Genomic DNA, 14,778 nt, shown 5'->3' on the forward strand with positions numbered 1-14,778 from the left:
CGTGAACCCAGTCAAGCCAGGCGAGACGCCGCGTACGCCTTGGATCGTAGGGGTGTCCGGTGCCTCCGGCACCCCGTATGCCGCCGCCGTGCTGCGGGCCCTGCTCGCCGCCGGCGAGAGCGTCGACCTCGTGGTGTCCCGGGCCTCCCGGCTCACCCTGCTGGACGAGACGGGGATCTCGTTCCGGGACGCCCACTGGCGTGACGACCTGCGCGCATGGCTCGCCCGGGGCGCCGACGGCAAGCCGGACACCTTCTCCGTCGACCTCGACGCCGTACGGCACTGGAGCGCCGGCGACCTGGCCGCCGGACCCTCCTCGGGGTCGTACCCCACCCAGGGCATGCTCATCGTGCCCGCCTCGACGGCGAGCGTGGCCGGGGTCGCGCTCGGGCTGTCGAAGGACCTGTTGCAGCGGGCGGCGAGCGTGACCCTCAAGGAGGGACGCAAGCTGGTCGTGGCCGTACGGGAGACCCCGCTGAACGGCCAGACCCTGCGGCACCTGGTCACCCTCGACGACGCGGGCGCGGTCGTCGTGCCCGCCTCACCCGCCTTCTACGCGGGCGCGACGCACATCCAGGACCTGGTGGACTTCGTCGCCGGACGCGTACTCGACGCGGCGGGCGTGCCGCACACGCTCTACCGCCGTTGGCAAGGTGAGCTCGGCGGCGGAGCACACCGCGCCGGCTGAGCGGGCACACCGGAACTCATCGGACCACAGACAACTTCAGCGGAAGGCTTCGATCGCAATGGACGCGGTGGACAGGCAGCTCATCCAGGCCCTCAGGGAGAACGGCCGGGCCTCCTACGCGGAGCTGGGACGCCTCGTCGGCCTGTCGGGACCCAGCGTCACCGACCGCATCAACCGGCTGGAGGCGGCCGGTGTCATCACCGGCTACCGGGCCACCGTCGACGCGGCCTCGCTCGGCCTCGGCGTCACCGCCCTCATCGGCATCTCGCTCTCCGACGCCACCGACCACGAGGACGTGGCGCAGCGGCTGCGGGACCTCTCGGAGATCGAGGACTGCTGGTTCATCGCGGGCGACGACTCGTACATGCTCAAGGTGCGGGCGGCGGACGTGGACGGCCTGGAGAAGATCATCCGGCGGCTCAGCGGCACCAAGGGCGTCTCCCGGACCCGGACGACGATCGTGCTCTCCACGAAGTGGGAGAACCGGGTCGGGGAACTGCCCGAAGAGGTCTAGGCCCGGAGGGCCGTATGGGGGCACCTCCCGCCCGAAGGGTGGGGGCGTACCGTGGGGGACGTCTCCGTAGAAAGGTGTGGGCATGGATCTCGGGCTCAAGCGCGAGCTGGAGGAGAAGGTCAGGGCCGGTCAGCGCCTGACCCGTGAGGACGGCATCGCGCTGTACGAGTCGGACGACCTGGCCTGGCTCGGCGGCCTCGCGCACGAGGTGCGCACGCGCAAGAACGGCGACGTCGTGCACTTCAACGTCAACCGCCACCTCAACATGACGAACGTGTGCACGGCCTCCTGCGCGTACTGCTCCTTCCAGCGCAAGCCGGGGGAGAAGGACGCGTACACGATGCGCATCGAGGAGGCCGTCAAGCTCGCCAAGGCGATGGAGTCGGAGAACCTCACCGAGCTGCACATCGTCAACGGGCTGCACCCGAACCTGCCGTGGCGCTACTACCCGCGCTCGCTGCGGGAACTGAAGGCCGCCCTGCCGAACGTGTCGCTGAAGGCCTTCACGGCCACCGAGATCCACCACTTCGAGACGATCTCCGGGCTGAGCGCGTCCGAGATCCTGGACGAGCTGATCGACGCGGGTCTGGAGTCGCTGACCGGCGGCGGCGCGGAGATCTTCGACTGGGAGGTCCGTCAGCACATCGTCGACCACCGCACGCACTGGGAGGACTGGTCCCGGATCCACCGCCTCGCGCACGAGAAGGGCCTGAAGACCCCGTGCACGATGCTGTACGGGCACATCGAGGAGCCGCGGCACCGGGTGGACCACGTGCTGCGGCTGCGCGAGCTGCAGGACGAGACCGGTGGCTTCCAGGTGTTCATCCCGCTGCGCTACCAGCACGACTTCGTCGACATGAAGGACGGCAAGGTCCGCAACCGGCTCCAGGCGCGCACGCAGATGGCGACGGGTGCGGAGGCGCTGAAGACGTTCGCGGTGTCGCGGCTGCTGTTCGACAACGTGCCGCACGTGAAGGTCTTCTGGGTGATGCACGGAGTGCAGACCGCGCAGCTGGCCCTCCAGCACGGCGCGGACGACATGGACGGGTCGGTCGTCGAGTACAAGATCACGCACGACGCGGACAACTTCGGCACGCCGAACAAGCTGACGCGTGAGGATCTGCTGGATCTCATCCGTGACGCCGGGTTCCGGCCGGTGGAGCGCAACACGCGGTACGAGATCATCCGGGAGTACGCGGGGCCCGACCCCTCGATTCGCGATGCCCCGCAGGCCATGCGGGTGTGAGTGCGGCTTTCCGCGCGTGGGGGTCGCTCGCGCAGTTCCCCGCGCCCCTGAGGTGGGTACCCGGCCGGCATGGTTGCCACCGGGGCGCCGGAAGACGCCTATACCGCTGAGCCGTTCGTTCCCGGACGCGGCGGTCTTCCCGCTCTGCGGAAGGCCGCTGCCGGGTGCCGGGGGTGTCCGTTGCACCGGGACGCCACCCAGGTGGTCTTCGGGGCCGGGAGCGCCGACGCCCGGGTGATGCTCGTCGGGGAGCAGCCCGGGGATCAGGAGGACCGGCAGGGGGAGCCGTTCGTCGGGCCGGCCGGGAAGCTGCTCGACCGGGCGCTGGCCGAGGCCGGCATCGACCCGGGCGAGGCGTACGTCACCAACGCCGTCAAGCACTTCAAGTTCACGCGGGCCGAGCCGCGCAAGCGGCGTATCCACAAGGCGCCGACCCTGCGGGAGGCGGCCGCGTGCGGGCCCTGGCTCGCCGCCGAGCTGGCCGTCGTGGAGCCGGAGCTGATCGTCGTGCTGGGCGCGACCGCCGGGAAGGCGCTGCTCGGGTCCTCGTTCCGGGTCACCCAGGTGCGCGGGACCGTGCTGGAGGAGGAGATCCACGGGCGTGCCGAGCGGCTGGTGCCGACCGTGCATCCGTCGGCGGTGCTGCGGTCCGACGACCGGGAGGCGGCCTACCAGGGGCTGGTGTCCGATCTGAAAGTGGCGGCGCGCGCTCTGTCGTAATGGCTACAATCCGTGCATGCCCCTTACCTTCACGCTGGACCCGGCCGTCACCCCGGAGCTTCGCGACGGCATCCTCGACCTGTGGACCGATGTCTCCAACGCGGGCGGGGCCGTCGGCTTCGTACCCCCGGTGACCCGTGAGGACATCCGGCCGCAGCTGGTGGGGCACCTCGCGTCCATGGCCGAGGGGAAGGTCCGGCTGCTCGTCGGGCACGACGAGGAGGGGCGGGTCGCGGCGACCGCGTTCCTCACCTTCAACTCGCACCACCTGATGACGCACTGGCTGTGGCTGTACACGGTGATGGTGCACCCGCGCCACCAGGGCAAGGGCTACGGCCGCGAGCTGCTCGCCGCGGCCGCCGACGCCGCCCGCGGGATCGACGGGATCGAGGCGATCCGCCTGACCTGCCGCGGCGGCCTCGGCCTGGAGCGGTTCTACGCCTCCTGCGGCTACAAGGAGGTCGGCCGCATCCCCGGCGCCATCCGGGTCGCGCCGGGCGACGACCGCGACGACGTGATCATGCTCCTCCCGCTGCACTGACCCCCCTGCGAGATCGGCCGTCCGGCGTGCTTCACTGGACGGTGCCCCTTTGGGTGTGTTCCGGCCGTTCGAAACGGAAGAGTGGATTGAGATGCTCCGCTACACGCTGATGCGCCTCGGTGTCTTCGTGGGCTGCCTCGTGGTCGTCTGGGGCGCCGTCTACTCGGGCCTCGCCCCGCGCGGCCTGGGCGACAGCAACGGCCTGTGGGTCGTGCTGCTCGCGCTGCTGATCTCCGCGCCGATCAGCTTCGTCGTGCTGCGCAAGGAGCGCGACCGGGCGTCCATCCAGGTCGCGCAGCGCGTCGACCGGATGAAGGCCAGCCTGGACGCCAACCGCAACCAGGAGGACGTCGCCGACGACACCGCCCGGGCCCAGGGGCAGACCTCGTAAGGTCCCCCTCCGCAGGCGAACAGCGCCCCGTTTCCGCACATGCGCGGACACGGGGCGCTTTGCCTTGTATGGGTGTGTGTGACCCATCACCTATCAAAGCCAGGCTTTGAGGTACTCAAAGTTCAGGTGTTAAGGTTCTGGTATGAAGTCAGCAGTTGCGCCTCAATCGCCCCCGGGCGCTCCGCTCGTGGCGCGGCTGCACGTGGATCTCTGTCGGTGCGCGTCCGCTTTCTGTCGTCCCTGACGTGACGCAACCCCCGTCGTCCCACGTCAGTTCCCCCCCGCCGTAACGCGTCCCCCCAACGGAGTCAGTCGCGTGTCCCCACGTCTGAAGTTCTTCAACGTCCCCTTCTGGGTCCAGATACTCTCCGGCCTCGTCCTGGGTGTCCTGCTCGGCTGGATCGCCCGCGATCTGGACCTGTCCTGGCTGGTCACGACCCTGGAGAAGGTCGGTGACACCTTCATCGGCCTGCTGAAGCTGGCCGTCGCCCCGCTCGTGTTCTTCGCGATCCTGGTGTCGATCACCAACCTGCGGAAGGTCAACAACGCGGCCCGCCTGGCCTCGCGCACCCTTCTGTGGTTCATGATCACGTCGCTGATCGCGGTCAGCATCGGCCTCGTCATCGGCCTGGTGACCAACCCCGGCTCCGGCACCGGCCTCACGCCCAAGGACGGCGCGAAGCCCGAGACCACCGGCTCCTGGATCGACTTCCTCACCGGCATCGTGCCGACGGACGTCATCACGCCGTTCACCGAGCTGAACGTCCTGCAGATCGTCTTCATGGCCGCCGTCGCCGGTATCGCCGCCCTGCAGCTGGGCGAGAAGGCCCAGCCGATCCTCACCCTGAGCGAGTCCGTGCTCAGCCTGCTGCAGAAGGCCCTGTGGTGGGTCATCCGGCTCGCCCCGCTCGGCACGATCGGCCTCATCGGCTACGCCATCGCCACCTACGGCTGGGACCTGATCGGCAAGTACGCGACCTTCACCGCCGACATCTACGTCGGCTGCCTCCTGGTGATGTTCGGCGTCTACCCGACGCTGCTCGCGACCGTCGCCAAGGTCAACCCGGTCCAGTTCTTCAAGGGCGCCTGGCCCGCGATCCAGCTGGCCTTCGTCTCCCGCTCGTCCGTGGGCACGATGCCGCTGACGCAGAAGGTCACCGAGCGGCTCGGCGTGCCGAAGGAGTACGCGTCCTTCGCGGTGCCGTTCGGCGCCACGACCAAGATGGACGGCTGCGCCGCGATCTACCCGGCCATCGCCGCGATCTTCGTCGCCCAGATCTTCGACATCCAGCTGGGCGTCGGCGACTACCTGCTGATCGCGTTCGTCTCGGTGGTCGGCTCCGCCGCCACGGCCGGCCTGACCGGCGCGACGGTCATGCTGACCCTGACGCTGTCCACCCTCGGCCTGCCGATGGAGGGCGTGGGCCTGCTGCTCGCGATCGACCCGATCCTGGACATGATCCGCACCGCGACCAACGTCGCCGGGCAGGCGCTGATCCCGGTCCTGGTCTCGGCCCGCGAGAACCTGCTCGACCGCGACGCCTACGCCACGGCCGACGGCTCGGACCTCGCGGCGGACGACGAGCCGCGTGACGCGCGGCCCGAGCGGGTGCCCGCCGCCGCGTGACGCGGTACTGATGCGATGAGGCCCCCCGGCCGGCGCTCCCTCGGTTCATCCGACGGAGCGCCGGCCGGGGGGCCCGTACGCTAAGCGGTATGGGTGCCGTGAAGACGAAGCGGATGCCGCGTGCGGTCCGTGAACAGCAGATGCTGGACGCCGCCGTGCGCATCTTCGGCCAGCGCGGCTACATGGCCGCCTCGATGGACGAGATCGCCGAACTGGCGGGCGTGTCCAAGCCGTTGGTCTACCTGTACCTCAACTCCAAGGAAGACCTCTTCACGGCCTGCATCCGCCGGGAGGCCAAGGCCCTCGTCGAGGCCGTGCGCGCCGGTGTCCGGCGGGACCTGCCCGCCGACCGGCAACTGTGGGAGGGCCTCGGCGCGTTCTTCGCGCACACCGCCCAGAACCCCGACGCCTGGTCGATCCTGCACCTCCAGGCCCGTACGCACGGGGAGCCCTTCGCCGCCGAAGTCGCCGCGATGCGCGAGGAGATCGTCGTCTTCGTGACGCAGCTGATCCTCGCCGGAGCCCGCGAGGCGCACCGGGACCCGGACCTGCCCGAGCGTGAGGTCGCCGGGCTCGCCGAGGCCCTGGTCGGCGCCGCCGAGTCCCTGGCGGCCTGGGCCAACGCCACCCCCGGCGTCACCGCCCGGCAGGCCGCCGCGACCATGATGAACTTCGCCTGGGCCGGCCTCGGCGACCTCATGGAGGGACGGCCCTGGCCGCCCCCGGAGGAGCAGCCGGAGCCTCACGCCGGGTAGACGTCCCCCGTGACGTGCGGACGGTCGCCCCGGCCCAGCAGCGCGAACCGGCCCTGGCCGTCCGCCGCGTAGGTCACCGTCCCCGGGAGCAGCACGGGCGCCCTGAAGTCCGCCCGGACCCGGCAGGCGTCGGGCGTGCCGTGCGCGGCGAGGCAGCGGGCCACCGTCCACATGCCGTGCGCGATGGCCCGCGGGAAGCCGAACAGCCGGGCGGTGAGCGGGTGGAGGTGGATGGGGTTGCGGTCCCCGGACGCGGCCCCGTAGCGGCGCCCCACGTCCCCGGCGAGCCGCCACTCGGCGACGGCGGGCAGCGGCTTGCGCTCCCCGTCCTCCGGGCGGGCCTCCGCCGGGCGCCCGTGCCGTGCCAGGTAGGTGCTCCGCGACTCCCACACGAGGTCTCCGCCGGTCCGCGCCTCGGTGACGACCGTGGCCTGGGTGCCGCGCCGGTGCGGGTCGAGCCCTTCGACGTGGACGGCGAGGTCGTACGCGCCGGTGGCGGGCATCCTGGCGTGCCGGGTGACCGTGATCGACGTGTGGACCAGACCGAGCAGCGGCAGTGGGAAGGCCCGCTCGCTCATCAGCCGCATGGCCAGCGGGAATCCCAGCACGTGCGGATAGGTCACCGGCAGCGCGTCCTCGCCGGTGGGGAAGCCGCACACCCGCTCGTACGCCGCGAGCCGCGCGAGGTCGACCCGCAGGCCGGGCAGCACGAGCCGGATGCGCGGGAACTCCGCGTCCGGGGCGGGCCGTTTGAAGGGGGACAGCAGGGCACCGCGGGCCAGGAGCGGGGCGAGCCAGGGGGACCCGGTGAGGACGAGAGCGGCGCCGGCCATCAGGCCCCCAGCAGACTCTGGCCGCACACGCGCACGACCTGGCCGTTGACCGCCCCCGAGGCGGGGTGGGCGAGCCAGGCGGTCGTCTCGGCGACGTCGGCCGGCAGACCGCCCTGGGCGAGGGAGTTCATCCGGCGGCCGGCCTCGCGGATGAACAGCGGGATCGCGGCCGTCATCTTCGTCTCGATGAAGCCGGGCGCCACCGCGTTGACCGTCACGCCGTGCTCGTCGAGCGCGCGCGGGGCCAGGGAGCGGACCAGGCCGACGATGCCCGCCTTGCTCGCCCCGTAGTTGGTCTGGCCCGCGTTCCCGGCGAGGCCGGCGATCGAGGCCGTCGCGACGACGGAGCCGCCGCGCCTGAGCGTGCCGGCCTTCAGCAGGGCGTCCGTGGTGCGCAGCACGCTCGCCAGGTTCACCTCCAGCACGGCGGCCCAGCGCTCGGCCGGCATGTTCACCAGCCGCCGGTCGCGGGTGATGCCCGCGTTGTGGATCAGCACGTCCAGGCCGTCCGGGAGGGCCTCGGCGATCCGCGCGCCCGCGTCGGCGGCGGTGATGTCGAGCGGCAGGGCCGTGCCGCCGATCCGGTCGGCGACGCGCCGGGCGTCCTGCTCGGCCTGCGGCACGTCGAGGACGACGACATGGGCCCCGTCCCGCGCGAGCGTCGCGGCGACGGCCTCACCGATGCCGCGGGCACCGCCGGTGACCAGCGCGGTGTGGCCGGCCAGGGGGCGGTCGGGGTCCACGGGCCGGTCCGGGTCCACGGGCCGGTCCGGGTCCAGGGGCCGGTCCGGATCGAGGGGACGGTTCCGGTCCGGGGCGGCGGGTGCCCCGCCGAGCGGTCCCACCTCGATCACCTGGCCGCTGACGTAGGCCGACTTGGGCGACAGCAGGAACCGGAGCGTGGACTGCGCGGCGGCCGCGTCCGTCAGCCGGACCAGGTTCACCGTCCTGCCCCGGCCGATCTCCTTGCCGAGCGAGCGCGTGAAGCCCTCCAGGGCCTGCTGGGCCGCGGCCTGGTGATGATCGGTCGGGTCGAGCGGCGCGCCGAGCACGACCACCCGGCCGCTCGCGACGACCGACCGCACCGCCGGATGCAGCGCCGCGTGCACCCCGGCCAGGCCCTCGACGTCCCGCACCCCGGTCGCGTCCAGGACGACGGCCGCCGCCCGCTCCGCCCCGGCCGGGCCGAGTCCCGTCCGGGCGAGGACCGGTGCCAGGTCCAGGGCGGACGTCCCCGCGGTCAGGTGACGCAGGCCCCCGTCCAGAGCGGGGCGCTCGGGGGACCAGCGGACGAGCGCCGCGGGCTGCGGCAGCCCGAGCCGGCGGGTGAGGAAGCGGCCGGGCGCGGTACCCGTGAAGCGTAGATAGCGGTCGGCCATGGCGACTCCCAGTTCCGGCGAGGGCGTGCGGGGACAAGGCTGCTTACTCTGGAGTAAGGTTACCGGAGGTAAGGCTATGTCACGGACGAGGAGCAGGTCGAGATGAGCCCCCAGCAGCTGTCGCCGTCGGTCCGGCGCGTGGCGATCGTCGGCGGAGCCCGCATCCCCTTCGCCCGCTCCGACGGCCCCTACGCCACCGCCTCCAACCAGCAGATGCTCACCGCCGCCCTGGACGGCCTCGTCGAGCGGTACGACCTGGGCGGACCCGGGGCGGTCGGCGAGTTCGTCGCCGGCGCGGTCCTCAAGCACAGCCGCGACTTCAACCTGGCCCGCGAGACCGTCCTCGGCTCGAAGCTCCACCCGCGCACCCCGGCCTACGACATCCAGCAGGCCTGCGGCACCGGCCTCCAGGCCGTCATCGCCGCCGCCAACAAGATCGCCCTCGGCCAGACCGACTCGGCGATCGCGGGCGGCGCGGACACCGCGAGCGACGCGCCCCTCGGCGTCAACGACTCCCTTCGCCGCATCCTGCTCCAAGCCCGCCGGGCGAAGTCGGCGGCCGGCCGGATCAAGGCCCTGGCGAAGGTGCGCCCGGGCCACCTCGTCCCCGACATCCCGCGCAACGCCGAGCCGCGCACCGGTCTGTCCATGGGCGAACACGCCGCCGTCACCGCCCGGGCCTGGGGCATCGGCCGCGCGGCGCAGGACGAACTCGCCGCGACCAGCCACCAGCGGCTGGCGGCGGCGTACGAACGCGGCTTCTTCCAGGACCTGGTGGTGCCCTTCCGCGGACTCGCCCGGGACCAGAACCTGCGCCCCGGCTCGACGGTGGAGAAACTCGCCGCCCTCAAGCCGGTGTTCGGCCTGGACCACCCCGAACCGACCATGACGGCCGGTAACTCGACGCCGCTGACCGACGGGGCGGCGACCGTGCTGCTGGCGAGCGAGGACTGGGCCCGTGAGCGCGGACTGGAGCCGCTGGCCTACCTCACCGCGTACGAGACGGCGGCCGTCGACTTCGTCCACGGGGACGTCGCGGACGGTGAGGACGGCCTGCTCATGGCACCCGCCTACGCCGTCCCGCGCATGCTGGAGCGGGCCGGCCTCGGCCTGGCCGACTTCGACCTCGTGGAGATCCACGAGGCGTTCGCCTCCCAGGTGCTGGCCACCCTCGCGGCCTGGGAGAAGCGCGGCCTCGGCACGCTCGACCGGGCCCGGCTGAACGTCGCGGGCTCCTCCCTCGCCACCGGGCACCCCTTCGCCGCCACCGGCGCCCGGATCGTGGCCACGCTGGCCAAGCTCCTCGCCGAACGGGACGCTCCCGCACGGGGGTTGATCTCCGTCTGCGCTGCGGGCGGACAGGGCGTGACGGCGATCCTGGAACGCGCCTGAGCCGACGGCGACCGGAAGCTGAGGGACCCTCACATAATCTCCGAGCATGCACAGGCCCGGCTCCGGACCATCCCCGAACCCGCACAAGGCCACCACGTGAGCGCCGTACGATCCCGTTCCTACCGTCAGTAACCCCTTTCTGGGGGTTCAGCCGGTTGAGCGCCTCGGCGTGCGAGGCACGTACGTCATGCAGCAAGCAGTCCTTCGCTGCACGCCCCAGGAGCCGCCCGTGTCCACTGCGTATTCCTCCTCCGCCCACGGCGACGTGTACGGCGGACCGGTCCCGGTCGAGCCCGAGATCAAGCGGCTCGACGGAGCGGTGAGGGAGGCGTCCGTACCGCCGCTGGCACCGCCGTGGACCTACGGCTCGCTCGCCGACCTGCCGTTCGACAACGCGACCGCGGCCCCCGACGCCGTGGTGCTCAGCCGCAAGGACGCCGACGGGCGCTGGAACGACGTCACCGCGGCCCGGTTCGCCGGACAGGTGCAGGCCGTGGCGAAGGGGCTGATCGCCGAAGGGCTGATGCCGGGCGACCGGGTCGCCGTCATGGCCCGCACGATCTACGAGTGGACCGTCCTGGACTTCGCCGCCTGGGCCGCCGGACTGGTCACCGTGCCCATCTACCCCACCTCCTCCGTCTTCCAGGCCCGCTGGATCCTGCAGGACTCCGGCGCCGTCGCGCTCCTCACCGAGACGACCGCACAGGCCGCCGCCCTCGGCCCCGAACGCGCACGGCTGCCCGACCTCAAGCACGTGTGGGTCGTGGACAAGGGCCACGTGGACCGGCTCGCCGAGGCCGGGGCGCACCTGAGCGACCAGGAGGTCGAGGTGCGGCGCGGCGTGCTCGGCCCCGACACCCTCGCCACCCTCATCTACACCTCCGGCACCACCGGCCGCCCCAAGGGCTGCGCGCTCACCCACGGCAACTTCTTCGCCGAGGTCGACAACGCCATCGAACTGCTCTACCCCGTCTTCAAGGCGAGGACCAGCGAAGAGGCCTCGGTCCTGCTGTTCCTGCCCATGTCCCACGTGTTCGGCCGCATGGTCGCGATCGCCTGCGTCCGCGCCCGAGTCCGGCTCGGGCACGCCCCGAGCATCAAGGCCGACGACCTGCTCCCGGACCTCGCCGGCTTCCGGCCGACCTGCCTGCTGGCCATCCCGTACATGCTGGAGAAGGTGTACAACTCCGCCCGTGCCAAGGCCGAGGCGAGCGGCCGGGCCACCTCCTTCGACCGGGCGGCGGCGGTGGCGCAGCGCTACGGAGAGGCCGTGGAGGCCCGCCAGACGGGCACCGGCCCCGGACCCTCCCGCGCCCTGAAGGCCGCCCGTGCCTTCTACGACCCGCTGGTCTACCGCCGCATCCGCAGCGCCATGGGCGGCCGGGTCCGCTACGCCATCTGCGGCGGCTCGCCGCTCGGCCGCCGCCTCGCCGCGTTCTACGCCGGTGCCGGCATCGAGATCTTCGAGGGCTACGGACTGACCGAGACCACCGGCGCGACGACCGTCACCCCGCCCCTCAAACCCCGCCTGGGCACGGTCGGCTGGCCGCTGCCCGGCACCCGCGTCCGGATCGCCGCCGACGGGGAGATCCTGGTCGGCGGCGACCACGTGCTGCGCGGCTACTGGGACCCGCAGGCCGGCGGTGTCGTCCCCGCCGCGCCCGACGGCTGGCTCGCCACCGGCGACATCGGCGAACTGGACGACGAGGGCTACCTCACCATCACCGGCCGCAAGAAGGAGCTCCTGATCACCGCGGGCGGCAAGTCGGTCGCCCCGGCCCCCCTGGAGAACTGGCTGCGCTCCCACCCCCTGATCTCCCAGTGCATGGTCCTGGGCGACGGCCGCCCCTACGTCACCGCGCTGATCACCCTCGACGAGGCGGGCCTGACCCACTGGCGCCGCATGAACGGCAAACACCCCGTCCCGCCCGCCCTCCTCGCCGACGACGAGGAACTGCGCGCCGTCCTCCAACGCGCCGTCGACGAGGCCAACAAGCTCGTCTCCCGCCCCGAGTCCATCCGCCGCTTCACCGTCCTGCCCCGGGACTTCACGGAGGACGAGGGCCACCTCACCCCGACGATGAAACTCCGCCGCGAGACGATCCTGCGCGCGTTCGCCGCGGAGGTGGAGGGTCTGTACGCGCGGTGACTCACCTTTGCGGAGTCTTCACACCTGGTCCTTGACGACGCACGGTGTCTCCCCGTTGGCTTTCTGCCACCTCGTCGCGATGATCCCCACCATCGGAAGGCACCATCAGTGAAAGCGCGTTACACCCGTCGGGCCGCCGTGCGTCGTTGCTGCATAGGCCTGGCGGTCTCCGTATCGGCCCTGTCCCTCGCCGCGTGCGGTGACGGCGGAAGCGACGACGCGGCCGGCGGGAAGCGGGGCAACGACATCACGGTGGGACTGCTGCTGCCCGACCGGGACACGGCACGCTTCGAGCGGTTCGACTACCCGCTCATCAAGCAGGAGGTCGCCTCCCTCACCGAGAACCGGGGCAAGGTCCGCTACGCCAACGCCGAGGCCAGCGTCTCCCGGCAGAGCGAGCAGTTCCGGCAGATGATCGCCGACAAGGTGGACGTCATCCTCGTCGACGCGCTGAACTCCAAGGCCATCGCCCCGGACGTGGCGAAGGCCAAGGCCGCGGGCATCCCGGTCGTCGCCTACGACCGGCTCGCCGAGGGGCCCGTCGACGCGTACGTCTCCCACGACAACGAACTCGTCGGGCAGGTGCAGGGCCGCGCCCTCATCGGCGAACTCGGCGAGAAGGCCGAGAACAGCAAGGTCGTCATGATGAACGGCGACCCCGCCGACCCCAACACGGCCCGCTTCAAGAGCGGCGCGCTGAGCGAACTGCAGGGCCAGGTCGACATCGTCGCGCAGTACGACACCAAGGAGTGGAAGCCCGCGATCGCCAAGGCCAACATGGCGAAGGCGATCAAGGCGGTCGGGCTGAACAACATCGCCGCGGTCTACTCGGCCAACGACGGCATGGCCGGTGCCGTCATCGAGGCGCTCGAGGAGGCCGGCGCCACCAGGATGCCGCCGGTGACCGGGCAGGACGCGAACCTGGACGCGGTGCAGCGGGTGGTGTCCGGGGAGCAGTACATGACCGTGTACAAGTCCTTCCTGCTGGAGGCGACCAACGCCGCGAAGATCGCCGTGGCCAAGGTCCAGGGCCGGTCCATCGAGTTCGCCGCGCTGACACGGGAGACGGTCGACAGCCCGACGAAGAAGAACATCCCCGCGATGCTGGTGCCGGTGGTCGCCCTCACCCGGGACAACATCAAGGAGACCGTCGTCACCGACGGCGTGTACACGGTGAAGGAGATCTGCACCGCGAAGTACAAGGCGGACTGCGCGGCCATCGGCCTCGAATGACCCGACAGCCGCTCCCGCGCGGCCGGGCAGGGCAGGACCCCGGCCGGGCAGGGCAGGACAGTGCGGGGCAGAGCACGGCGGAGCGCGGCAGGGCCGGGCGCTCGGCTCGGGGGGCTAGCTCGGCTCGTGGGGCGCGTGGGGCTCGTGGGGCCCGTGGGGCTCGTGGGGCTCGTGGGGCTTGCGGGCCACCAGGGACGCCTGGGGGACGGGCTCTCCGCGTTCCTCGTCGGCCTCCCGCACCGTCCGCGCGCGCACGGTGAAACCGGCCCCCTCCAGCAGGGCGGCCATCCGCTCCGGCCGCCGGCGGTGGAAACTCACCGACACCCGGTGGCCGAAGGCCTCCTCGTAGCGGCGGGGCTCCTCGCCGTACTGGAAGCCGAGGAGCAGGTGCCCGCCCGGGCGCAGGACGCGGTGGAAGCCGGCGAAGAGGGCAGGCAGGTGCTCCAGGGGCGTGTGGATGGTGGAGTACCAGGCCACGACCCCGTCCAGCGAGCCGTCCGGCAGGTCCAGGTCCAGCATCGAGCCCTGCCGGAACCGCAGCGCGGGATGCTCGCGCCGGGCGATCGCCAGCATCGACTCCGACAGGTCCAGCCCGAACACCGACAGCCCCCGGGACGCCAGGTAGGCCGTCACCCGCCCGGGCCCGCAGCCCAGGTCGGCGACCTCGCCGCCCTCGCCCACGAGCTCCGCGAACCCGTACAGCAGGCCCAGGTCCAGGGGTGTGGTGGCGTCCCGGAAGTGCTCGGCGTACTCCTCGGCCACGGCGTCGTAGAAGGCACGGGTCTCGCTCAGGAAGTCGGCGTCGGTCATGGCCGGTGACCCTACTGCCCACCACCGGCACCCGGCCCGGCGCCGGCCGTGCGCCCCGCGCCTCGAGCCGGGCACCGGCCCCCGGAAACGTTCGTCCGGTCTTTCCTCGTGGGCCCCTCGCCCCACAGGCACAGTTCGCCCGGAATTCACCCGGAGAAAGGGCCGGAAAAGGGCAGGAGCCCCGTCGCCTTGCGGCGCGGGGCTCCTTGGGTACTGCTGTCAGACCGGCGTGACGTTCTCAGCCTGCGGGCCCTTCGGACCCTGCGTGACGTCGAAAGACACCTGCTGGTTCTCCTCCAGGGACCGGAATCCCTGCGCGTTGATCGCGGAGTAGTGGACGAAGACGTCGGGGCCGCCGCCCTCCTGGGCGATGAAACCAAAGCCCTTTTCGGCGTTGAACCACTTCACGGTTCCGGTAGCCATAAGCCCTCCTTGGGCTCAAAAGGGTTGCCCTGCTCCAGAACCAGCAAGTGTGAAGATGAATTCTGCACAACTGCATA

General features: G+C 71.8%; 16 protein-coding genes. 12 read left to right on the plus strand and 4 right to left on the minus strand.

Going from position 1 to position 14,778, the window contains the following annotated elements; genetic code table 11:
* Position 1: 1 nt before the first annotated feature.
* The 9 genes from ACIGAN_RS28130 to ACIGAN_RS28170 all read left to right on the plus strand — a co-directional run bounded on the left by ACIGAN_RS28130 (position 2) and on the right by ACIGAN_RS28170 (position 6,482).
* On the plus strand, positions 2–688 hold the full coding sequence (locus ACIGAN_RS28130) for a UbiX family flavin prenyltransferase (protein WP_365088668.1): 687 nt from the start codon (positions 2–4) through the stop codon (positions 686–688).
* A 58-nt stretch (positions 689–746) separates the two neighbouring features.
* Positions 747–1,202 carry an Lrp/AsnC family transcriptional regulator gene (locus ACIGAN_RS28135; protein WP_094056892.1) on the plus strand — a complete coding sequence of 152 codons (456 nt, stop codon included), beginning with the start codon at positions 747–749 and terminating at the stop codon, positions 1,200–1,202.
* An 82-nt stretch (positions 1,203–1,284) separates the two neighbouring features.
* Positions 1,285–2,448 carry an aminofutalosine synthase MqnE gene (gene mqnE / locus ACIGAN_RS28140; protein ID WP_399861790.1) on the plus strand — a complete coding sequence of 388 codons (1,164 nt, stop codon included), beginning with the start codon at positions 1,285–1,287 and terminating at the stop codon, positions 2,446–2,448.
* A gap of 69 nt (positions 2,449–2,517) precedes the next feature.
* A complete protein-coding gene (locus ACIGAN_RS28145) occupies positions 2,518–3,168 on the plus strand; it encodes a UdgX family uracil-DNA binding protein (protein ID WP_365742953.1) in 651 nt (216 codons plus the stop codon).
* Between the two features lie 16 nt (positions 3,169–3,184).
* On the plus strand, positions 3,185–3,709 hold the full coding sequence (locus ACIGAN_RS28150; RefSeq protein ID WP_365742955.1) for a GNAT family N-acetyltransferase: 525 nt from the start codon (positions 3,185–3,187) through the stop codon (positions 3,707–3,709).
* A gap of 91 nt (positions 3,710–3,800) precedes the next feature.
* Positions 3,801–4,100: a DUF4229 domain-containing protein gene (locus ACIGAN_RS28155; RefSeq protein ID WP_365088672.1), complete on the plus strand. Its 300-nt coding sequence runs from the start codon at positions 3,801–3,803 to the stop codon at positions 4,098–4,100.
* A 142-nt stretch (positions 4,101–4,242) separates the two neighbouring features.
* Positions 4,243–4,344 (plus strand): putative leader peptide, encoded by a 102-nt coding sequence (locus ACIGAN_RS28160; RefSeq protein WP_365088673.1) that lies wholly within the window; start codon positions 4,243–4,245, stop codon positions 4,342–4,344.
* Positions 4,345–4,416: 72 nt separating this feature from the next.
* On the plus strand, positions 4,417–5,727 hold the full coding sequence (locus ACIGAN_RS28165) for a dicarboxylate/amino acid:cation symporter (RefSeq protein WP_365088674.1): 1,311 nt from the start codon (positions 4,417–4,419) through the stop codon (positions 5,725–5,727).
* 89 nt (positions 5,728–5,816) lie between these two features.
* Entirely contained in the window at positions 5,817–6,482 is a 666-nt protein-coding gene (locus tag ACIGAN_RS28170; RefSeq protein ID WP_365088675.1) for a TetR/AcrR family transcriptional regulator, read from the plus strand.
* Here ACIGAN_RS28170 and ACIGAN_RS28175 read toward each other — a convergent pair.
* Both ACIGAN_RS28175 and ACIGAN_RS28180 read right to left on the minus strand, forming a co-directional pair.
* Complete coding sequence (locus ACIGAN_RS28175; protein ID WP_399861796.1) at positions 6,470–7,315, minus strand: MaoC family dehydratase; 846 nt, start codon at positions 7,313–7,315, stop codon at positions 6,470–6,472. The two genes, ACIGAN_RS28170 and ACIGAN_RS28175, sit on opposite strands and share 13 nt — an antisense overlap.
* Positions 7,315–8,694 carry a 3-oxoacyl-ACP reductase gene (locus tag ACIGAN_RS28180; protein ID WP_399861799.1) on the minus strand — a complete coding sequence of 460 codons (1,380 nt, stop codon included), beginning with the start codon at positions 8,692–8,694 and terminating at the stop codon, positions 7,315–7,317. Before ACIGAN_RS28180 ends, ACIGAN_RS28175 begins: the two co-directional genes overlap by 1 nt.
* A 102-nt stretch (positions 8,695–8,796) precedes the next feature.
* Between ACIGAN_RS28180 and ACIGAN_RS28185 the strand changes: the two genes are divergently transcribed.
* From ACIGAN_RS28185 to ACIGAN_RS28195, 3 genes are all read left to right on the plus strand, one after another.
* Complete coding sequence (locus tag ACIGAN_RS28185) at positions 8,797–10,086, plus strand: acetyl-CoA C-acetyltransferase (protein ID WP_365088678.1); 1,290 nt, start codon at positions 8,797–8,799, stop codon at positions 10,084–10,086.
* A gap of 229 nt (positions 10,087–10,315) precedes the next feature.
* The gene (locus ACIGAN_RS28190) at positions 10,316–12,235 is read left to right on the plus strand and encodes an AMP-dependent synthetase/ligase (RefSeq protein WP_399861802.1); all 1,920 of its coding nucleotides are present in this window, start codon (positions 10,316–10,318) and stop codon (positions 12,233–12,235) included.
* 108 nt (positions 12,236–12,343) lie between these two features.
* A complete protein-coding gene (locus ACIGAN_RS28195) occupies positions 12,344–13,468 on the plus strand; it encodes a sugar ABC transporter substrate-binding protein (protein WP_399861805.1) in 1,125 nt (374 codons plus the stop codon).
* A 114-nt stretch (positions 13,469–13,582) separates the two neighbouring features.
* On the opposite strand, the gene ACIGAN_RS28200 is transcribed toward ACIGAN_RS28195, so the two are convergent.
* A complete protein-coding gene (locus ACIGAN_RS28200) occupies positions 13,583–14,278 on the minus strand; it encodes a class I SAM-dependent methyltransferase (RefSeq protein ID WP_399861808.1) in 696 nt (231 codons plus the stop codon).
* Between the two features lie 219 nt (positions 14,279–14,497).
* Positions 14,498–14,701: a cold-shock protein gene (locus ACIGAN_RS28205; RefSeq protein ID WP_003974443.1), complete on the minus strand. Its 204-nt coding sequence runs from the start codon at positions 14,699–14,701 to the stop codon at positions 14,498–14,500.
* Between the last annotated feature and the right edge of the window lie 77 nt (positions 14,702–14,778).

Origin of the sequence: Streptomyces sp. NPDC085931 (genome assembly GCF_044540565.1) — a bacterium.
Classification (GTDB): Bacteria; Actinomycetota; Actinomycetes; order Streptomycetales; family Streptomycetaceae; genus Streptomyces.